The sequence below is a fragment of the Flavobacterium sp. genome (assembly GCF_046293665.1).
In the GTDB taxonomy this organism is placed as follows: domain Bacteria; phylum Bacteroidota; class Bacteroidia; order Flavobacteriales; family Flavobacteriaceae; genus Flavobacterium.
Genome location: NZ_JBKBOL010000009.1, coordinates 20,429 through 43,599, shown reverse-complemented (window position 1 = coordinate 43,599; position 23,171 = coordinate 20,429). Strand labels below are relative to the sequence as shown.

13 protein-coding genes are annotated in these 23,171 nt (G+C 34.6%); 2 read left to right on the top strand and 11 right to left on the bottom strand.

The window, feature by feature from the left end:
• Positions 1–6: 6 nt before the first annotated feature.
• From ACK4R1_RS12245 to ACK4R1_RS12220, 6 genes are all read right to left on the bottom strand, one after another.
• Positions 7–774, bottom strand: a complete 768-nt coding sequence (locus ACK4R1_RS12245; RefSeq protein ID WP_409687380.1) for a PKD domain-containing protein — start codon at positions 772–774, stop codon at positions 7–9.
• 17 nt (positions 775–791) lie between these two features.
• A complete protein-coding gene (locus ACK4R1_RS12240; RefSeq protein ID WP_409687377.1) occupies positions 792–1,625 on the bottom strand; it encodes a family 16 glycosylhydrolase in 834 nt (277 codons plus the stop codon).
• A 24-nt stretch (positions 1,626–1,649) separates the two neighbouring features.
• Positions 1,650–3,134, bottom strand: a complete 1,485-nt coding sequence (locus ACK4R1_RS12235) for a glycosyl hydrolase family 16 (RefSeq protein WP_409687374.1) — start codon at positions 3,132–3,134, stop codon at positions 1,650–1,652.
• Positions 3,135–3,149: 15 nt separating this feature from the next.
• The gene (locus ACK4R1_RS12230; protein WP_409687371.1) at positions 3,150–6,275 is read right to left on the bottom strand and encodes a glycosidase; all 3,126 of its coding nucleotides are present in this window, start codon (positions 6,273–6,275) and stop codon (positions 3,150–3,152) included.
• Between the two features lie 344 nt (positions 6,276–6,619).
• Positions 6,620–9,451 (bottom strand): triple tyrosine motif-containing protein, encoded by a 2,832-nt coding sequence (locus ACK4R1_RS12225; protein ID WP_409687368.1) that lies wholly within the window; start codon positions 9,449–9,451, stop codon positions 6,620–6,622.
• A gap of 126 nt (positions 9,452–9,577) precedes the next feature.
• Entirely contained in the window at positions 9,578–10,924 is a 1,347-nt protein-coding gene (locus ACK4R1_RS12220; RefSeq protein WP_409687365.1) for a T9SS type A sorting domain-containing protein, read from the bottom strand.
• Between the two features lie 401 nt (positions 10,925–11,325).
• Here ACK4R1_RS12220 and uvrA point away from each other — a divergent pair, with 401 nt between their 5' ends.
• Complete coding sequence (gene uvrA, locus ACK4R1_RS12215; RefSeq protein WP_409687363.1) at positions 11,326–14,115, top strand: excinuclease ABC subunit UvrA; 2,790 nt, start codon at positions 11,326–11,328, stop codon at positions 14,113–14,115.
• Between the two features lie 28 nt (positions 14,116–14,143).
• Here the strand turns inward: uvrA and ACK4R1_RS12210 are convergent, their stop codons facing one another.
• Both ACK4R1_RS12210 and ACK4R1_RS12205 read right to left on the bottom strand, forming a co-directional pair.
• A complete protein-coding gene (locus ACK4R1_RS12210) occupies positions 14,144–15,325 on the bottom strand; it encodes a M28 family peptidase (RefSeq protein WP_409687360.1) in 1,182 nt (393 codons plus the stop codon).
• Positions 15,326–15,349: 24 nt separating this feature from the next.
• Positions 15,350–16,528 (bottom strand): M28 family peptidase, encoded by a 1,179-nt coding sequence (locus tag ACK4R1_RS12205; RefSeq protein ID WP_409687357.1) that lies wholly within the window; start codon positions 16,526–16,528, stop codon positions 15,350–15,352.
• 274 nt (positions 16,529–16,802) lie between these two features.
• On the opposite strand from ACK4R1_RS12205, the gene ACK4R1_RS12200 reads away from it, so the two are divergent.
• Positions 16,803–17,414, top strand: coding sequence for a hypothetical protein (locus tag ACK4R1_RS12200; protein ID WP_409687354.1), 612 nt, complete (start codon positions 16,803–16,805; stop codon positions 17,412–17,414).
• A gap of 91 nt (positions 17,415–17,505) precedes the next feature.
• Here the strand turns inward: ACK4R1_RS12200 and ACK4R1_RS12195 are convergent, their stop codons facing one another.
• The 3 genes from ACK4R1_RS12195 to ACK4R1_RS12185 all read right to left on the bottom strand — a co-directional run bounded on the left by ACK4R1_RS12195 (position 17,506) and on the right by ACK4R1_RS12185 (position 23,166).
• Positions 17,506–19,170 (bottom strand): MFS transporter, encoded by a 1,665-nt coding sequence (locus ACK4R1_RS12195; RefSeq protein ID WP_409687351.1) that lies wholly within the window; start codon positions 19,168–19,170, stop codon positions 17,506–17,508.
• A gap of 127 nt (positions 19,171–19,297) precedes the next feature.
• On the bottom strand, positions 19,298–21,055 hold the full coding sequence (locus ACK4R1_RS12190) for a family 43 glycosylhydrolase (RefSeq protein WP_409687348.1): 1,758 nt from the start codon (positions 21,053–21,055) through the stop codon (positions 19,298–19,300).
• 11 nt (positions 21,056–21,066) lie between these two features.
• Positions 21,067–23,166, bottom strand: a complete 2,100-nt coding sequence (locus tag ACK4R1_RS12185) for a glycoside hydrolase family 97 protein (RefSeq protein WP_409687345.1) — start codon at positions 23,164–23,166, stop codon at positions 21,067–21,069.
• Positions 23,167–23,171: the final 5 nt, after the last annotated feature.

Here is a 23,171-nt window from a genome sequence, read left to right as displayed (position 1 = left end):
TTTTTATTAAGGAAGTTCGTTCAAGGTTACATTATCAATATTAACTCTACCGATTGCGGCACCTAAATCAAAAATTACCCTTGAGTTATTGTTAGTAAAGTTCGCTAGCAAATCGATGCTGAAATTTTGAACAGAGTTTGTTAGGTTTCGTGTCACCACTTGATTAGTCCAAGGATCATTACTCAAACCTATTCCTACTACTATAGTTCTATTAACATTAGACCAAGCATCAAAGGTTAGACGGTAAGTTTTACCTTGAATCATATTAATTCCTTTGTGCGATAAGTTTACATCAAAAGGATTTCCTGCGGCCGCAACATTTATTGAAAAAAATGTATTTCCACCTTCAGTTACCAATAAAGACGGTGCTATTGCATTGGTCACCCCAAAAGTCCAAGGAGAAGTTCCACTTTCAAAATTACCGTTCGTTATTAATCCGCCTTGAAAAACAAATATTGAAATTATGCTACTAAACGAATCTTCTGTTCCGGTTTGGCTGTTTTTTGCAGTAAGTTTTACAGTATATTCACCTGTTTGTGTAAAAGTTTTTTCAGGATTTTTTATAATAGAAGTTGTTCCGTCGCCAAAATCCCATACATAGCTATCTGCATTTTCAGAAGTGTTAATGAATGTAATCTGACCTTGTGAAGCTTCTCTAATGTATGTATATCGGGCACTTAAAGCGTCATTTTGAGCTGAGTCATCATCATTATCACAAGCGAAAAAGCTCATAAATACTACTAATAAACTAACTATTTTTATTGATTTGTTCATGGTTTTATATTTATATTTTATTGATAAACTCTCACATAATCTACAAGCATTCTTTGTGGAAAGGTTGTATTGGTATTTGGACTACCGGGTAAATTTCCTCCAACAGCCATATTTAAGATCATGAAAAATGAATTATCAAAAACCCATTCTCCTCCCTCATCTTCAACTTGTTTTCTGGTAATTTGATTGTAGAGAACATCATCAACATACCAATTGATATGGTTTTCGCTCCATTCTACGCCAAATACGTGAAACTCATTATCAAATCGACTATTTCGTAAAGTATAGCTTTTACTAATACTTTCTCCTCCGGAAAAACCTGGTCCGTGTAGCGTTCCTAAAATTTGAGTAGGACTATTTCCTAAGTATTCCATGATGTCTATCTCTCCACATTGTGGCCAACCAACTTGACTAATATTACTTCCTAACATCCAAAAGGCCGGCCATAAACCTTGACCTAGCGGTAACTTGATACGAGCTTCAAAACGACCATATTTTTGATCAAATAAATTTTGAGTTTTCAATCTTGCTGAAGTATAACTCGCACCTCCTAAAGCTTCTTGCTTGGCTGTGATAATCAAATATCCATTTTGCACGATTACGTTTTCTGGTCTATCGGTATAAAACTGTAATTCATTGTTTCCCCAACCATTGTTTTCTGAACCTCTTCCAATATCATAAGTCCATATTGATGGATTTGGAGCTCCATCAACATCAAAATTGTCTTCCAGAACCAAGTCGAATTTGGTGACTACGGTTTGCTTTTCATCATTGTCACAAGAATAGGTACTGATAACTAATCCCATAAGTACAAGGGATAAAACACTTATTTTATAATTTATATTTTTCATTTTTCTTTGTTAAAATTTAACTAATTATTGAGCATAAAAATAGACGTTGTCTACCCAAATATTGAAGATACCTCCGGGGTTTCCGGAGACAAAGAACACTTGTCCAAGATTGGCGGCATCATTAAAGCCCGGGAAACTTGCAATTGGAATATCTATGCTTGCCCATCCATTTGGATCAACATTTGTTAAAGTTGCAGCATTAACTACAAAAGAACCAGAAGATGTTGTTGGACCATTGGCAAGACTACTGTGAAGTTCTATTCTGATGAAATTTGTTGGACTTACAGCTTGTCGCACATTAATATCAACATGCATGTGTGTCATACCACTTATATTTACTCTTGGAACAGTTTCATACATCCCAAAGCTTACAAAATCCAATTGTGTGTAATGAATAATATTATCTAATGATCCATTAACAAAAGGTGCTTGTATATCAACATCATTAGGATTATTTCCTGCTCCTCCTTGAGTATTAGAACCCAAAAAGAATCCATTGTAATGTCTAACCGGTAAATTGGTATAAGCATCGCTAAACAAAGAAACTACTGATGAAGCTGCTCTTGTTGGCACTGGAGCATGAGGAAATTCACCAACAGCATTAATGGTTAAAGAGCCTTGGGCTAATGTATTTCCAATTTGTGCCGTAACCACTGATGAGCCAGAAGTACCGATAATTCTTGTTGACATTTGTCCCAGATTATTTAATGCTAAAGGAGTAATGATTGTGGTATCAGAAACATTGAAAGTAAAATAAGATGGAGCGGCATTTACTCTTACATTTTGACCATTGGCTAAATTATAAACCGCACCCAATTCTCCAATTATTTGATTAGCTCCTGCAAAACCATCTACGTTTACATCTTCCCCATTTAAAATGAAAGGATAAAGTAGATTATTAGTACCTAATTTTTCGAATTTAATTTCATCTATCCACAACGTATAACCAAAACCATTTGTGCTATTTGTACCGGCTGCATATCTGAACATTCCTCTTTCCTGTAGTAACTTTGAGGCATCCAGAATTGGAATGATAATTTTAGTCCAGTTTGTTCCAACGTTAACATTTGTTATTGTAGTGATGAATTTGTTTTCTCCAAAATCTTCCCCAAAACCAAGTTCGCCTATGGTAACACCTTGAGAAGCCTTAACATAAAATGTTAGTGCATCGTAATCGGTTAAATTGCGTCCCGCACCATCAATGACAAAAATACCTCCAGCATATGTACCTTCAGGATCGGTTGCGTTGGGCACATCAATACGAATAGAAGAATTACTTTCAAAACCTTGTTGAAGATCAACAGAAAATGCTGTGAATTTAGAATCGCCATAAGGTCTGTAAAAATCACTTCCCATTCCTACGAAATCATCGATAAAAATTTCGGCTGTTTTAGCAAAAGTAGCTTCAGTAGCCTCATCTGACAGATCTCTTTCACAACTTACACTTGTTACTAAAAACAAACTTAGAAGTGAAGTAAGCTTTAAATAATTAATTTTTTGATTTTTCATTTTTCAATTTTTTTATTATTTTCCAATATTGATGTGTATGTATGTTCTAATTTCCCATTCAGAACCATTTGGAAATCCTACTGGACTTATTGGTGGAACTGCAGGAAAAGTATTTGCCGGTATAAATGTTGGCAAATATCTTGGTGAATATTGATCTAACGAACGCCAAATACCCATAATACCAATTCTAGTATCTGGTAAAATAAACCAACTAGGTTTTCCTACTGATGTTGAAATGTCTAAGGATGATTGTAACGGATAAGTTAAATTGAAATCTCTGTGATAATCAAAAGGTCCCCAATCGTTGAATTTTAATGAACCAGTAACTTTAACTTTTCTATAAATCAATCTAAGGTCTCCACCTGCTCTATTAATTGTTCTGTCAGAATCACCATTAGCTTGTCCATTTCCAAAATAAATGTTGGCTATAACTCCTAAATCAGGACTCAATTTTGAAACTATTCTGGTGTTAGATTCCCATAAGTCTTGTGCCGGTGCTGATCTTTCAAAAGCAAAGGAAGAGCGATTGGCTAAAAATCCGATAGCAGCATCTTGGTTGGTTGGTAAATGTCTGAATACAAAGCCTGTACTAATTGCAAATTTTGCATCTTCTAACATATCGTTATTCCATTCATACATCCAAGTTGCAGGAGTTGGATCGTAGGTAAGTAACAATTCTCCACCCACAGTTTCTCTGTTGGCTCTAACAATGAAAGGATCATCTAAAATATTTCTTAATCTGCCTGGAGCATCTACTCCATTAGGCATCGCATCAACCAAGGGTTTTTGCCATAGGAAATTGGGTGCAATTTGAAAATTAGTACTTACATTGTAGGTTAAACCAGCTAAAAAGTTCATTTGATTACCACTTCCGCTGTCTTTTAATCTCCATCCGGTAAAGGTTTGGACATTATCAGCACCACCATTGGCAACTAATCCCATAATTGCACCTTGTGTGTAAATATTAAACTTTCCTTGAGAAAAAGTAACTTTTGCTTTTCCTCCCCAATTATCTTTATTGTTGATTTTATCTACTTTTACAACATCACCATCCATTATTTGAAACTCTCTGCCGTTCAAAGGTTGTCCACCCCAAATACCACCGGCTTCTAATCCAAAAGAGCCAACTTTGGTTTTTAAATGTATTGTTGCTCTTCTTGTTTTTGGTATAGGAAATGCAATCGAAGAAACAGATTCTGAAACTTCAGCTTGATTAATATCCTCATGATAAACAACTGTTGCATCAATTTTTCCTAATTTTTTTGTGTATTTTAATAAGTAAGCTGGATTGGCGCCCCACCACAATTGCGGACCAAAAGCAGCTTTTAACCCGCTTAAACTTCTTTTCCCATCCACTTCAAAACCTAATGTTTCTCCGTTATAGATGTCTAAATTAGGACCGTAATTTGCTTCAGAATACAAGGCAAAGAAATCACCTTCATAACCCCAATGGTAATGACCTGTTCTGTAAAATCCTCTTAGTTCAAAATCTTTTGCATCCCATGAATATGAAGCATTGTAAACTTGAACTCTGTTAAGGTCATTTACAACTAAAGTACCATCAGGAGTTTCAAAAGTTTGAGCTCTACCTCTGTTTTCATAGAAAATTTCATTAATTGGGTTTTCAGCAACACGACCTAAAATGTTCACATTAACATTTGCTCTCATGTTTGCACTTGGTTTTCCTTCTACTCCTATAAAATAAGATTGCATGTGGTCAAAACCTAATCTGTTTGGATAGTTACTAGTATCGGGATCATCACTATCTGGTGTTGTAATCAGACTTCCACCGGTATTGAAAGTAGTGAATTCAGCTCTTAAATTGCTTATTTTCAACATTTCATTGTCTTTTCCTCCTAGAGCTGCTTTGTCACTTCTCGCTCTTAAAACAGCATCCATGATTTGAGATTTATCAAAATGGTCATTTATTGATGTAAGTGTTGTTCCGGCTGCAAATGGATTTAATTGATGTAATTCTTTTAAAACATAGTAAGCAGCACGCGGATAAAGTTGATAATGTCCTTTTTGATTGGTTGGTCCTTTGGCACAAATCCCGAACCATTCTTCATTCATATTATTTTCGCCTTCAGTAAAATCTTTTTGATAACCACCATTTGACCATGAAGCATTGGTATCATGTATGTCTAAATTTTTAGTTTGTCCATATTTCCACCAACCATCACTAAATTGAAAGGTAAAACCACCTAAAGAGTTTCCTGATTTTCCTTGGCCTGCAGCATTTTCATAAATTTCTTTCCAATTTCCTTTTAAATAGAAAGATTGTGATTTTTGGTCCTCATCGTTTGTCAAAACATTGAACGCATCAGCACCAAACTCAGTAAGTAAAACCGGCTTGCCGTATTCTTTTTTCACTCTTTCAAATAAATCTCCAAAAGAAACTCCTCTGTAAACATTGGTTCCGAAGATGTCAACATCTTTACACTCTTGGGCAACCAAATCAAGGAAAAGTAAATCTCCATTACAAATAGCAACCGGATGAGATGCATCAATAGATTTCATTGCAATACTAGCCTCATTGAAAAGTTTATACATTGATTGAGCACGAATAGTTGATTTTCTGTCCTTAATCGGAATATTTTCTGTCTCTGCTCCATCCCAAAACAAACCATAGTTGTTTTCGTTTCCAAGTAAAAACAACAACAAACCTTTGGTGTCTTTGTAATCAGAGGCCATTTTCTTTACTTCACTTAGTAAAAGATCTCTTGTTTTTGGATTGGAATACTCTGTATTGGGTGTCCAAACACCATCAATGGTTAAACCATAGCGCCCGAAAGAATGATTTAACATTGTATAAATTCCGAAATTATCATAGACATATTCAATCCATTTTTTAGGCATACCTGAATAAACTCTTATGGTATTGACTCCCATATTCTTAAGCAGCCCCATTTCTTCATCTAAAGCTTCCTTAATGAAATCGTCAGATTGATTCCAAAGACTATAGGAATAATTTGTTCCTATTGGAAAATAATCCCAATTCATTCCGTTTACAATAAAATCTTTCCCATCAACTACAAATTTTATCCCATCACTATTATTCACTACGACCACTTTGTTGGCCTGTGAAAAAACGGATGGCGTAAAAATTAAAAAAGAGAGTAATAAAATTAAGTTTTTCATATTATATAATTGTTTGGTTTGTATTTACAAATTGAAATTCTAGGTTGTTAATATTTTGTTTTGAAATGTAAATTATTTAAACATATTCCAACTTTTCGAAGCTTTTTTTCATGTATTAACAAAAAAAAATGACAAAAATTGCAATAAAGTAAATTTACATATTTTATAATTCTGCAACGAATTTATAGATTATAGAAACTATACAAATCGACTTAAATTGATTAAAAAATTGAATTGTTGTAGGTATACATGCAATCTATGATACTTATCACAGCAAAAGATTGAAGGGCTAAACAAACTATGTATAGTTAATGTATAGGCATACGAAAGATTCAATAGATTGACTATATTGAAAGGATGTATTCTACAAGTCCGGTTTCATGCGGCAAATCCATTTTTTTACGCAAACGGTATCTTTTAATCTCAACACTTCGCACAGATATGTTTAATAAAGGTGCAATTTCTTTAGAAGACAAATTCAATCTTAAATAAGCACAGAGTCTTAAATCGTTTGGTGTTAATGAAGGATAAGCCTGTTTCACTTTCTTTAAAAAATCATTGTCAGCTGAATCAAAGGCTTCTTTAAAAACATTCCATGCTTTATCTGCAGAGACATTTTTGTTGATTGTAGAAGAAATAATTGATTTAACACTTCTTGTACTGGCATCATCAGAAGATTTTTTTAAGTCTTCCCTTATAAGAGATAACAGCTCATCTTTTTTAATTAAACTCATTGTTGAAAGTGCCAATTCTCTGCTCTTTTCATTGACATCTAAGGACAATTGTTCGTTCCTTAATTTCATCAATTGTTGCTCATTTTCTAACTCTTTGATTTCTAACAACAGATTATTTTCGTCAATCAATTTTTGCTTCTGCTTTGAATAATAATTCACATAAGCTTTATTGATATAATAAGCCATCAAACAAATCAAAAGAAAATAAATAATCATGGCAAGATTTGTACTGTACCATGGTTTTTCAATGGTAAATTTATAAACAGCAACATTTTCGGTTTGTGAGTTGACTAACTTTGATCGTACTTTAAAAGTATAATCGCCTGGTGATAAATTTTTGAAATTAACCGTTGATTTAGAACTCCAATCACTCCATTTGTCTTGAAATCCTTCCAATAAATATTGGTACTCAGCAATAACATATTTGTTATATTTTGGGACTGTATAGCTAAAAGTAAAATTGTTTTCATCATGGGAAAACGTTCCATACTCCGTTATCGGCGAATTGGTTGGTTGCTCATTGAGTTTATTTATACTTATGTTAGAAATCAACACATGATTGTTTTTAAAATTTAAATCATCGATATTGAAAGTATAATAACCATCAGTAGTACCAATGATATAATAGGAATTTGATAATTGAGAAATGTTTTCATAGCCTAACATCGTATTTGTAATAGATGAGGGAATTGAAATCACATTCTTTTTTAACTCAGAATTGAGTTTGTTAACGGTGAAATAATTAATGTAGTTTTTCGAAAAAAGCCACAATTTGTTGGTGTTATCAATGATTAATTTTCCAGAAGTATATTCATTATTTTCAAAAACTGTACTCAGTAGTTTGTCTTTTTCAAACTGTTTTGTTTTTTGGTTTAGTTTAAAAATTCCGTCTTTATATGCATAATAAATAGAATTGTTAAACTTACATAAACCAGCATTTTTCCCTTTGTATGGGTATTTGTAAGTATATATATTATGGCCTTTGGTGAATTGATTGTCCAATTGAAAACGAAAAATACCTTTGTATTCATGACTTACATAAACTTCATTAGATTTAGTCGTTTCAAAATATTTGGAAGAGTAGTTAAAACCGGATATTTTGTTTCTGAAAACCCATTGATTATTGACTTTTTCCAGAACAGACATGCCGTAATAATTACCTTGAAGTAATAAATTTGTTTTATTGGGAACAACTTGCAATTTCCAGGTTCCTGATTGCGAAAATATTAGCTTTGAATTGTCATTTTCAACTATATAAGTTCCCGAGTCATGACCGCAAAACAAAACTTCATCATGAGCAAACAAAGACCAAACCTGACCTTTTGTTCCTTTAACGAACTTGAATTGATTGTCATTTCGATAATCTTTATAAAACAATCCTTGATTTGTTCCTATGTATAAAAGACCGTTGTGAATAATAGACGCATAAACGGTTCCTAGATTTCCGGAATCATCAGAAAAGCTTTTTATAGGAGATTTTAAATTGATACAATTAATACCATTGTCTAATCCTAACCATAAATTATTGTCAATATCCTCAAAAATAGACAATACAGTATTGTTACTCAATCCTTTACTTTGGGTAATATGGTATTTAACCTTTCCTTCCTTAGTTAAAATAAAAACACCGTTTGAAATTGTTCCGACAGCAAAACTCCCGTCAGAAAGCATTTGGCTACTATAAATACTACTGGCTGCAATTTCAGAATCTGCTTCGGTGTTGAATTTGACCAAATTACCATTAGTCAATTTGTAAAATCCGTCAAATTGGGTATGAATTAACAACCCTTCATCAATAGCAAAAATGTTTACAATTTTATTGTTTTTTAAAATAGCATTGTTGGAAACCAACTTGCTAGTGCCGTTTTCAATTTCAAACAAATCAAAATTAACCGTTTGGTAGTAAATTGAACTTGAAGTTTTAAATGATTTTAGAATACTATTTTTAGGTATAACTATTTTGAAACCATTGGTTTTAGTATCATAAATGTAAATTTTATCCAAAGATTGGAAAATTACCCATTGATCATAATTGAAAATATTCCAAAATTGTTCGTCAACGTTAATTTTAGATTTGATTTTATGACTTAAAGAAGTGTACTTAAGTCTTCCATTGTTTTCCCTTATCCAATAGCCAAATTCCATGTAGCAACCAGTATAAATTTTATCTCCAATAACTTTCACAGAACGAATAATAGTTTCGTTAGGAGATTGATAAAGAATCCAGTTAGAGCCATTAAATTCGAGTAAGCCTTCATTGTTTGCAAAATAAACAAAGTGACTTTTGTCTTGAGAAATCATCCAATTTTGATTACCGGCATTGTATATAGAAGAGTTGTATTTAACAATTGGCGGTAAATCTTGAGCAAAAATAAAGTTAGTAAACAACAATAAAATCGCTATGTTTATATATTTACAATGAAATGATGTTTTGGCAGTCATATTTACACAATATTACGAATTCTAATCTCAGAATTACAATTTACAAATTTCAATTTAAACAATAGTTTTATAAAACAGAAAAGCACGAAAATAAATTCCGTGCTTTAATTATTTACTGTTTAAAATTTATTCTTTTATAAATCTTTTTGAAGAAACTTTACCTTCTATTGTTGTTTTAAATACATAAACACCTGATTGAATGTGAGCAACATCAATTGTTACGTTTTCACTGTTAGGCATTTTGGTAATGATTTCTTGCCCTAAAACATTGTATACAGAAACTTTTTCTATACTTAAAGCAGATTCAATATTCAAAACATTTGTAGCAGGGTTTGGGTAAAATTTCACACTAGAAGCTGTAAAATCAGAAGTACTCAAAACGGTATTTTTGTGTAGATAAATATTGTCATACCAAACATTATCAACCATTGCAGTTGTTATTCCTATTTGCGCAATATCACTTCTAGTCAAGTTTCCGGCAACTACACCACCCAATGCAGTGATCGGAACATCAACAGATACCCATTGATTTGCAACTAATTGCGGAGTAGTTCCTCCGTTAATATTCACCTCTAATGCTGAAACCTCTCCGGCACCGCCACCAAATTCTACAAGTTTAAAGTTAAAAACGTCACCCGTCAAATCTGTATCTGTAATATAAAAATCAAAATGAACATGCGTGAAATTTGTTAAGTTTTGTCTGTTTGTTTGAAAATCTATTCCATGACAGGCTACACCAGTGTTTTTCTTTAAAGTGTTATTCCCGGCAATTTGAACTTGAGTTGTAGCAGCTCCGCCGCACCAACCAGCATCAAAATTATTCATAGTTATATTTGCATAAGCATCACTATATATAGAAACTACATCAGCAGCTGGACGAGCCGGAGGAGTTGGCGCAGCAGTTGTTGGCTGCGGTAGCGGAGCAATAGAAGCTGCCTCACTTGTAATATTATCTACATAAACAGTAAAATTCCCTGGTGGATTGAATCCGTCATTTGTGGCTTTCCAGTTTGGAAAAAATACAATTTTCTGATAATTACCATTAGCAATAGCGGTATTGTCTAATGCTTGTGTAAATGTGAAAGTTAGCGTTTGCCATGTATTTGGCGTAGTATAAGATTGTGATGCTGCAGAATTAGGACCTGTTCCCATTTCAACTTTTGCCAGTAAAGTAAAAGCTTGGGTTGCATAAACATCAATGGAAACGGTTTTGTCTGTTGTCAATTTCAGATTTGTTGTTTGCTGAACAACTTCAGCTCCTTGCCATGGATTACCCGTTGATTGGCTAACTAATTGTAGTGTGTTAATTCTAGTACCTCCAACTTGAGGATCTGCTACAATAGTTGCACTGGCTAAACCTTCAAAACCGGCAAAAGTGTAAGAGGAAGGAGTTTCAAAGTTCTGAACAACTACTTGTTGCGCAATTCCCAATGAAGAAATCATTAAGACTAATAATAAGGTAATTTTTTTCATAATGTGTTGATTAAAAGTTTGAGTGTAAATTTAGCTTAATCTGAGCGACGATATTTTATACTGAACTATATAAAAACTATACAACTTAAAAACTTTATCAATCGCTTCAAATACCTGCACTCAAAGTTAATTATAGCAATTTTATAATTAGAGTGAACGACTGTTAAAAAAATAAAATGTTGTGGTAATGTTGTGGTAAAATATGATTTTATAAGATTTCACACAACAACAAAATGCTTATTTATTAAAAAATTAACGCTAAAAAAAAACAAGTCATAAAAATAGCCGCCTATTTTTATCAAATTCAAAGAGAAAATTTTACAGATAAATCCAATTTGACAATCAACTTTCTCATTAAATCCTACCGGAATTGATTAACTTTGCCGACATTCCTTTTTGCTATGAAGAGTACTGAAATTGCTACACTAGAACCTAAGAAAAACATTTTAATCAAAGGCGCGCAAATCCATAACCTTAAGAATTTGGATGTGGTTATTCCGCGGAATGAATTGGTCGTTATTACCGGACTTTCAGGTTCCGGAAAATCAAGTTTGGCCTTTGATACATTGTATGCTGAAGGACAACGTCGTTACGTTGAAAGTTTATCTTCCTATGCACGCCAGTTTTTGGGTCGTTTAGATAAACCCAAAGTTGAATACATCAAAGGTATTGCACCTGCTATTGCTATTGAGCAAAAGGTAAATACTACCAATGCTCGTTCTACTGTTGGCACTTCAACCGAAATTTATGACTATTTAAAATTACTTTTTGCCCGAATTGGGAAAACATTTTCGCCTATATCAGGTAATGAAGTTAAAAAAGACACTGTTGCTGATGTAGTAATTGCTGTTAAAAAATTTGACTTAGACAGCAAATGGTTATTGCTTTCTCCCATTCATTTGGAACAGGGAAGACAATTAGAGGACAAATTAAAAGTGTTACTCCAACAAGGTTTCGCCCGTATTTTAGTTGATAACGAAATGATACGTTTGGATGAAATCGATCAACATTCGCTTGACAATAAAGACATTCTGCTGATCATCGACAGAATCATCGTTAAAGACGAAGAAGATTTTTACAATCGCCTGGCAGATGCTGTGCAAACGGCTTTTTTCGAAGGCAAAGGCATTTGCTACTTGCAAGAATTAGATACTAAAAAACGTTTGGAATTCAGTGCCAATTTTGAACTAGACGGAATTACTTTTTTAGAACCTAATATTCATTTATTCAGCTTTAATAATCCTTATGGCGCTTGTCCAACTTGTGAAGGTTATGGAAATATCATTGGCATTGATGAAGAATTAGTAATCCCAAATACTTCCCTTTCGGTTTATGAAAACGCCATATTTCCTTGGCGCGGCGAAAGTATGAGTTGGTATCGCGACCAATTGGTCAACAATGCTTATAAATTTGATTTCCCGATACACAAACCTTATTTCGAACTAACTGACGAACAAAAAGACCTGATCTGGAAAGGCAACAAACTATTTACCGGTTTAGATGATTTCTTCAAAGAACTCGAGGAGAAAAATTATAAAATTCAAAACCGCGTGATGTTGTCACGTTATCGTGGTAAAACCAAGTGCAATACCTGCAAAGGAAAACGCTTGCGCAAAGAGGCTAATTACATCACTGTTAGCGGCAAAACTATTTCAGAATTAGTAGATATGTCGATTAAACGTTTGATTCCTTTTTTTAACGAATTGAATCTTTCCGAATATGATGCCAAAGTAGCCAAACGTCTTTTAATAGAAATCAATAACCGATTAGCTTTCTTAAGTGATGTAGGCTTAGATTATCTGACTTTAAACAGAAATTCAGCTTCGCTTTCCGGTGGTGAATCGCAACGTATCAACTTAGCAACTTCATTAGGAAGTAGTTTAGTAGGTTCGATGTACATTTTAGATGAACCAAGTATTGGTTTACATCCGAAAGACACCGAAAGATTAATCAAAGTTTTGAAAAACCTACGCGATTTAGGCAATACTGTAATTGTAGTGGAACACGATGAAGATATCATGAAAGCAGCCGACAGAATTATCGATATTGGTCCGGAAGCCGGAACTTTTGGTGGTGAATTGGTTGCCGAAGGAACTTTCGAAGAAATACTGCAAGCAGAGTCATTGACAGCTAAATATTTAAATGGACAATTAGAAATTTCGGTGCCAAAAAAACGCAGAAAATCCAATAACTTCATCGAAATCAAAGGTGCTCGAGAAAACAACTTGCAAAACATAGATGTCACTTTCCCATTAGAAAGTCTCACTGTAATCACCGGCGTTTCGGGAAGTGGAAAAAGTACGTTGGTCAAAAAGATTCTGTTTCCTGCCATGCAAAAGAAACTCGAAGGCATTGGCGACAAAGCCGGACAATTCAGTGAATTAACCGGAAGTTTTTCGCATATAAAGCACATTGAATACGTTGACCAAAATCCAATTGGAAGAAGTTCGCGTTCGAATCCGGTGACTTATATCAAAGCCTATGATGATATTCGGGATTTATATGCCAAAGAGAAATTGTCAAAAGTTCGCGGTTATCAAGCCAAACACTTTTCTTTCAACGTTGACGGTGGAAGATGCGAAACCTGCAAAGGCGAAGGCTCAATAAATGTTGAAATGGTTTTCATGGCCGATGTTTCTTTGCCTTGCGATACTTGTGGTGGAAAGCGTTTCAAGAAGGAAGTTTTAGAAGTAGCTTTTGAAGGCAAAAACATTGATGATATATTGACAATGACTATTGATGATGCGATTGCATTTTTTGCCGAAAACAAACAGACAAAAATCACTCAAAAGTTACAACCTTTACAAGATGTTGGCCTAGGCTATGTTCAATTAGGACAATCCTCTTCTACTCTTTCAGGCGGTGAAGCCCAACGTATCAAATTAGCTTCATTTTTAGTAAAAGGGGTAACCAAAGAAAAAGCACTATTCGTTTTTGACGAACCAACAACCGGTTTACATTTCCACGATATTAAAAAACTATTGGCTTCGTTTGATGCTTTGATTGAAAAAGGACATTCTATCATAGTCATTGAGCACAATTTAGATTTAATCAAGTGTGCCGATTGGATTATTGATTTAGGTCCGGAAGGTGGAGAAAACGGTGGACAGTTATTAGCAGCTGGAACCCCGGAAGAGATTATAAAAAATAAAAAATCAATTACAGCGCAATATTTAAAAGATAAACTATAAAAAAAGCCTTCCGTTTGGAAGGCTTTTTTTATTGGATAATCACTTTCTTAGTAATACGATTGGTTCCCGTTTCTATAACGCCAAGATAAATACCATTGGCCAAATCACTTACATTAATAGTTTCTATTAAACCAGTATTTATAAAAGTTTGGTTCAAAACTATTTTGCCATGAATGTCTATCATCAAAAAAGTATAATTAGCATCATTTAAATTGCCTTTATTAATATTGAGTATGCTTTTGGAAGGATTTGGAAAAAAACTTACCTGAGCATCTTCATTAAAAAATTGATTATCAAGAACCTGAGTGTTAGCGGTAGCAAAATGCATGGTTGCTCCAATAGCGGCTTTGGCAACATTAAAACAATAAACCGTATCCATATTGGCCAAATTATCTGATGGTGTATGCGGATGAGAAGAAATATTAGTTTCGTAAAAGCCGGTAATGATTTCACCGTTATTTTCAAACGGAATATAATCAGTGGCCTCTGCAAAATTAATCCAAGTATTTAATGGTGAATACAAAGCAACACAAGTAGCCAATTCCTCTGTAATTATTGCTGATGCAGCATTATTTGCCATTGGCAACGACTCATCAACGTCGCAAGTTATGGTATCGTTTATTTCTCCTGCTACACCACCAACTTCGTCTATGTTAAACACAACACGGATATCCATTTTAGGAGATGTGGCATTAACAACATTGCTTACATAGTGTTGGCTTCCTCTTAAGCCGTCTTCTTCTCCACTAAAATTGATGAATTTTATTGAGTATTCGGTTGGAATATTCTGCAACAAACGGGCTATTTCTAATATAATTGCAGTTCCGCTTCCATTATCGTTTGTTCCGGTGCCTGAAATTGTATCATAATGTCCACAAACTATCACGTAGGTGTTTGGATATAATGTTCCAACTTTGGTAACGACAAGATTTTTACAAGTAAATCCCGAATAAGAATAGGTGTCTTCTACCAATTGCGCAGCAGTATAACCATAGCTTAAATACTGGCTCTTTAACCAATCTAAAGTATTTTGCAATGCTGCTGTTCCTCTTCGCTTTATACCTAAATTTTGAAACTCGGTTAATCTTGCTGTTATATTAACTTGAGTGGTTTGATTAACAACTGCGTCATAACCAGGAATATATTCCTGTGAATAAATTATTGTGGAAGTTAATAAGGTCAATATTATGATGCTCAATCTGTATTTCATTGCATTTTATTTTTAATTTGAGTCTTACTCGACCACAATTTTCTTTGTAATTGTTTTGTTTGTAGTTTTTAATACAGCCAAATACATTCCTCTTGGCAAGCCTATAACTGATATTGGCTCAATTAAATTGGCATTCTCCACTTGCTGATTCAACACAACTTTTCCTTGTAAATCAACCATCGAAAACGAGTAATAATTATCGGTTAAAGTTCCCAAATTAATATTTAAAACTTCCCTCACCGGACTTGGATAAAAACTCACTTGAAAGTCATCTACAAAATCACTCGAATTAAGTGATGAAGTTGATGCAACTGCAAAATGCAACATGGCTCCGGTTGCCGCTTTGGCTATATTATAAACATATTGAGGATCCATATTGATCAGTAAGTCACTAGCCGTATGGCGATGTGGTGTTTGATTCTTTTCAAAAAAACCGGTGATTACCTCATTATTATCTTCAAATGGCATATAATCCGAAGCGTAAGCATATGACAAATGAGTATTCAAAGGAGAATAAAGTTGGGTACAAGTTATTAATTCATTTGTAATAACATTTGAAGCAGCATTATTTGTAGTTGGACTTCCGGTATCTCTTTCACAAGTAATCGTATCATTGGTCATGTCAGCTCTTCCTCCTACTTCATCAATATTGAAAACCAATTTGATGTCCATTTTGGGATTAGTAGCATTAACTACCGTAGAAACGAAATGTTGACTTCCAACCAAACCATCTTCTTCACCACTGAAATTAATGAATTTTATGGAATATTCTGTTGGAATATTTTGCAGTAAACGAGCCACCTCAAAAATGGTAACAACACCACTTCCATTGTCATTAGTTCCTTTTCCGGTAATGGTATCATAATGACCGCAGATAATCACAAAAGTATTTGGATAAAGGGTTCCAACTTTGGTTACAACCAAATTTTTACAAGTAGTAGAACCATTGGTAAAACTATATTCCTGCAATTGTGAAGCTGTATAACCATAGCTTAAATATTCAGCTTTTAACCAATCGAGTGTGTTTTGCAAAGCTGCAGTTCCTCTTCTTTTTACACCCAGGTTTTCAAACTCAGTTAAATTAGTTAAGATGTTGGATTCAGATACTTGATCAACAATAGTTCCATAGTAAGGTACATAAGTTTGGCTAAAGCCTTTAGACAAGAATAACAAAAAGGAAAATGAAAATAGTAGGTTTTTCATTGAAGTTTTAATAAAATAAAGTTGTTTAGTTTGCAAATTCGTTAGCAAATGTACTAAAACTTTAGAAATATTCAATGATAGCGAAATAAATAAGTGTCGAATAAGAGCAACTCTAAACACCTGTAAATCTTAATATTAAGCCATCTTAATCAAACCTTAAGAATTTAGTTACGAACTTTGGCACATGGATTGAAATAGACAAAACAACAGCAAAAACAACTGTTCGAAGAAGCTGAAAATCGCAAGAGTAAGCAAAACTCAAAATGTATTGATTATGAAAAAAATTACCCTTTTAGTAGCTACTGTTTTACTGGTTGGAAACGTAGTGAATGCAACAGAAGTGAATAGAATTTCTGCTGAAGAAAGAACGAGATATAGCTTTGATGAGCCAATCTCATTTATGGAAAGAGGCATTGAGTTTTTTGTTTTTCCGAATGGAGACTTTGATTTCAACACCCGTCCACAAGACAGTCAAGGGGATTATTTTTACCGAACTGCCGGAAAAAGAGGAGCTGCTGTATCAGCAAGAAGACCTATCAATTATGGTACTTTAATTGAACATGATAGTTTTGGTAGAGTAAGACGAGTTGGTAATACTTTTATCAATTACGACAGTCGAGACAGAGTAAACCGAATTGGAACAGTTTACATGAAATACAATAGAAATGCACTAATTCAAATTGGAGGAATGCAAATTGTCTATAATCGTAGAGGTGATATTGTAAAAATGTTTGGAAACATTAAAGGCGGAAGAAATCAAGGTTTTGTTTACCACAGCAACTATGATTACGGTAATGATTACGCTACAAACAATCCAAGAAATGATGACGATTATTACTACTACAAAGCAGATGGTACTAAAGCAAAGATTGAAGATAAAAAATAAATAGTTAGTTGTTTTGGTTAGGTTTTGATGAAGAAAATCCCGCAAAGTTTACACGATGCGGGATTTTTGATTTTATAACTATGCCGTTTGATTAATGTCCGCCTTCAGCTTGAATGTCATCAACATCAATATTCTGTTTTTTCAAAATACCTTTTACTACAAAACCATAATAGGCTAAATAAGCAAAACAAATTACAGGAATAAAATAAGATTGGTGAATACCAATGATATCTGAAATTTTACCTTGTAACGGAGGAATAATTCCGCCACCTAAGATCATCATTACTAAAAAAGCAGAACCTTGTGAAGTGTATTTCCCCAAACCAGTAATAGCCAATGAAAAAATAGCAGGCCACATAATACTACAAAATAAACCACCGCTCATAAAAGCATAAATCGCTACAGTTCCCGAAGTGAATAAGCCAATTATCATAGCTATCATTCCCATTAAACCAAATATCATTAACGTTTTTGATGGTTTATCTTGTCCTAAAAAGAAACCGGCAATTTGGAAAGCAACTACCGCAGCATAGGCATATAAAGGAGAAACGTCTTGCCCAGACAAATGATTTACATACAAAACCACTCCAAAAGCTATATAAGGAATAACTATCAAAAGAATTTTACGCATAGAATTGGTTGGATTAAACACCGAAATCGCTCCAGCCCAACGACCAATCATCAAACTTCCCCAATACATTGAAATGTAAGGCGCCATTGCTGAACCGGTAATGTTTCCAAATGCTGCTGTGTCTAAAAGTTCTCCTAAATTACTTTGAATGGTTACTTCTACTCCAACATAAGTAAATATTCCTAACATCCCTAAAACCAATTGTGGATATTTCATCGCGCCCCAACCTTCTGGATTTTTTTGAGCTTTCACATTGGCAAATAACAAACCAAAAACAGTAACTAATAATGTAGCAATGGTTAAATAAAGTCCTAAGTAGTCTTTCTCTTTGTTCTCAATAAATCGATTGATAAAGTCTGCATCTTCATATCTGGAAAAAATGTATCCGAAAATCGCAACCAATATCACTGTAATAGCAATTAGAGTTTTCATAGCTTTATTTGCCGGTTCAAAAGTGGAATCACTTTTCCCTGAAGGTAATTTTTTAGAAAAAAAGAATAAGGCTGCAGCCAATAAAAACAAACCACCAACAAATACGTAAAGGATTTCCATTTTATCCAAAGAATCTGCTTTTTGGGCGAACTCTTCTAAATTAGCTCCGGCAATAACACCAAATAGAGCTATAGAAACTACTATTGGTCCAATGGTTGTTCCAAAAGAATTAATTCCTCCGGCCAAATTCAAACGATTAGAAGCCGTTTTGATATCTCCTAACGAAGTAGCAAAAGGCTGGGCAGAAGTCTGTTGCAAAGAAAAACCTAAGGCAACAACAAATAAAGCACCTAAAATTAAGGCATAACTTCCTTGTGTCACTGCAAAAATCATGAATGCCGCGCCAAACGTACTAATCAATAACCCATTAATGATTCCTTTTTTGAAACCCCAAGCGTTGAGAATGTCTTTGTTCGCCATACTACTAAAAATAAAAAGCAATAATGCCCCAATATAATAGGCTCCATAAAAAGCAAAATCGATTAACTGACTTTGAAATTGATCTAAACCGAATTTGATTTTACAAAAAGGAATAAAAACACCATTGGAAGCGCCGATAAATCCCCAAAAGAAAAATACCGTAATTAAAGTATAAAGTGCCGAATTATTGGCTTTGGTTTGTTCTGAATTCATATTTATAGTTTTGGTTTGGTTGTTAATAGTTAATGCTTGAATAAATTCGATTGGTTAAATATACATTTATAAATAAAAAAAAAGATTGGCTTTAAAATTAGTTATTAACGATGTCATCTTCATAAACTCAATCCGCTCGTTTGATTTCACTCTTTGATCCGATTCCGTTGTTGTTAAAAGCTTCTATTTGAAAATAATAAGCATCGGATTTATCCAAACCGTTGAAGTAATATTCGGTTTTGCCATAAACCATAATCGAACCGTATAATTTATCAGGCGATTTGCCAAAGTAAATTACATAACCATCGGCATTTTGCTCTTGTTGCCATTTGAACCATACGTTTCTTCTTTCTCCTTTCACTTTTGGCCCTGAGCGCAAAGGCAAAAATCCTTTAACTTCATTAGGTTTTTCACCACTTCCTTTTCCAAAAATCCTGAATCCGCTGATGGCAAATTTACCCGTAGGCATTCCGATATTTTCCAGTTTTAAATAGCGTGCCGAAATTGGTGTTGACAGTTCGATATACTCGTGCGGTACGTCTTTAGTGTTTTTACTTTTATCGATTAAGACTTTCCAATTCTTACCGTCATTGGAAATGTAAATGATGTATTTGTGTCCCAAAGTCGTTTCGGGTTTGCCCATAATATCAGCATCTTGATCGGCATAATTGATTTGGATGGCATGTATGGTACTTTTTTCGCCCAAATCAGAAATCAAATATTCGCCTTTTTGACCCGTTTTGGCTGACCAATAGGTTTTGATATCTTCATCTACCGAAAGATTAGCCTGAAATCCGCCAAGCGTTGAAGATACTTGAACCGGTTTATTATAATTTAACAACATCCAACCGGCAAAACTTTCGCTTAAATGTCCTTTGTTTTCCGATGGTAAAAACGTTGGATAGTCACCATAAGCCGTATTCGAATACAAAATATCATCTTTGTCAAAACCCGCAGGCCAAATTCCTAAACGGCGTTCGAAATTGTTTTTTACACAAACTCCAATAGTAGAAATATGCCAATATTGATTGTTGGCATCGGTGAAAGTCGCTCCATGCCCGGCACCACGAGCAAAACCACCCGGTTTATAAGAAAACGGATTATGCGATTGGTATTCAAAAGGACCAAGCGGATGGTTTCCAACATAAACACCATCGGCATAACCGCTGAATTCGGTACCCGGCGCACCGTATTGGAGATAATATTTACCGTTGTGTTTGGTCATAAATACACCTTCGGTAAAAGGTTGCAAAAAAGTATTGTCGTTGTATTCGCCAAATCTTTCCCAACCGTGTTCGTCATCGTTTAAAGCCAAGACCGGAATTCTTTCCCCTTCAGGTTGGAACGTCTTGCGGTTGAGTTTCATACCATATAAAGGATACAAATTACTCGAACCGTAATATTCATAGACTTCATCTTTTTCTTTGTCCCAAAAAATTTGCGGATCCCAAGCCGCAGCCTCCGATTTATGAATGAGTTCCTTCCACACGCCTTTCGCAGGATTGGTACTCATCCAAAGTGGAAAATCTTTACCGTGTGTTGAACCTACCACCAACAAAGTATCATTGACAAAAGATAACGACGGCGCGCACAATTCGTCATAAACCTTGTGCTCAGGACGAAGGAATTTACGCGAAATAAACTTCCAATCCGACATGTCTTTGCTATGCCAGTAACCCCATTGGTTAGTAGAAAAAAGATAGTATTCTCCTTTGAAAAAAGTAATTACAGGATCGGCTGTTGCACGGTGTTTTCCTTGGGTTACAAAATTGGGAATCGGGCAATACCCATAATCAATATTAATCGGATTGCAATACGTTTTTTGTTGGGCAATTCCATAATTTGAAATAAATAACAATAGCAGTAAGGCAATCCGATGTTTCATATAAAATGGTTTTAATTGATAGGTACAAAACTAACAGCCGTTCCGCCACCGGCAGCTAAAGCTAATTTCAGCTTGGTTTTAGAAGTTACGGTCATGGTTTTGATTTCGTAACTGATTGGGTTTTTCTCCCAATGAGCCGTTTTACTGTCTTGGTAAATGATGGCTTTATATTTTTTGTTTGGAGAAAGGAAATCCAATTTGATTTCGGTATTTCTTGCATTTTCATCAGTAACAGCGCCTAAAAACCAGTTTTCAGATTTCTTGTCTTTACGGGCTACTGTTAGATAATCTCCCGGTTCAGCTTCAAGGTATTTTGATTCTTGCCAATCGGCTGCCACGTCTTTGATAAATTGAAAAGCATCGAGATATTTTTCGTAGTTTTCCGGTAAATCGGCGGCCATTTGCAACGGAGAATACATCGTTACATACAAAGCCAATTGTTTAGCCAAAGTAGTATGAACCTGCTCTTTTTTGGTTTTGTCATAATGGCTCATTTTAATTTCAAAAATGCCCGGTGTATAATCCATTGGTCCGCCTAACAATCTTGTGAATGGTAAAATGGTTTCATGCATTGGCGGATTTCCGTTACTCCAAGCGTTAAATTCATTTCCGCGTGCTGCTTCGGCTGCGATATAATTTGGATAAGTTCTGTGGTAACCTGTCGGACGAGAACTTTCGTGTGAGTTGACCATCATTTTATAATCGGCAAATCTTCGGGCTACAAAGTTGAAATGGTTAACCATGGTTTGACCGTCATGGAATTCACCACGCGGAATAATTCGGCCCACATAACCTGATTTGGCTGCAGGATAACCATACTCTTTCATTAAGTTCAAAGCCCTATCCAAATGTCTTTCATAATTCGCCACTGAACCCGAAGTTTCGTGATGCATAATCATCTTAACGCCTTTGGATTTGGCGTAAGCGTTAATTTCGGCTAAATTATAATCAGGATAAGGTGTGGTAAAATCGAACACGTCTTCTTTCCAATTGCCGAACCAATCTTCCCAGCCTACGTTCCAACCTTCTACTAAAACACCATCAAAACCGTGTTTGGCTGCAAAATCAATGTAACGTTTTGTATTTTCAGTTGTCGCTCCGTGTTTGCCGCTGGCGATTAATTCCTTGGACTCGGTATTTTGTGCATTTTGACTGCCGGCATAATCCCAAGTTGATTTACCCACGTGCATTTCCCACCAAACACCAACATATTTCATAGGTTTGATCCATGAAGTGTCGGTAATTTTTGAAGGTTCGTTTAGGTTTAAAATCATTTTGGAACTTACAATTTCGCGGGCATCATCGCTTACCATAATCGTTCTCCATGGTGTAACAGATGGCGCTTGTAAGTAGGCTTTATCGCCAATAGCATTGGGCACCAAATGCGAAGTCAAAGCAAATGTTTTGGTATCTAAATCTAGATGCATAACCGGATAATTTACCACTGCAGCTTCAAAAATATTTACATACAAACCCTCAGAAGTTTTCATCATCAATGGCGATTGGACTCCGTATTTACCAAAAATTCTTTTTAAGCCAATACCATTGTTAAGATCTAACTTTTCAGTATCAACTTCTGACAATAAAGTCTCATTATAAGCATATTCCTGACTGTCAAAATCTCCGGGAATCCAGAAAGCTTTGTGGTTACCGGTTAAGTTGAACTCCGACTTTTCATCGGAAATAATAAAATAATTTAAATTAGGTTGTTTTGGGAATTCATATCTAAATGCCATTCCTTCATCATAAACCTTGAAGACGATGTTTATCCTTCTCTTGGTAGTAGTTTGAGACAAAGCGATTGTCATTTGATTGTAATGATTTTCTATGCTAGATTGCTCACCCAGAACAGGTTTCCATTTTTCATTGAAAGTAAAGTTTGCAATACTGTCAATTTTAAAATTGGTTGCCAAATCAGCATTGTCTTTGAGATAAATCCCCAAATGACTTTTCGAAATAACAGATTTGGTTTTATAAGTTAAAGTATAAGATGGTCTTCCGTTTTCTGTCAATTTAAAATCTAGCGTAATTTCTTTTGACGGCGATTGTATCGTTTGTGCTTTAAGACAAAATGCAAACAACAAAAAGACTGTAGTAATCGTATTTTTCATAAAAT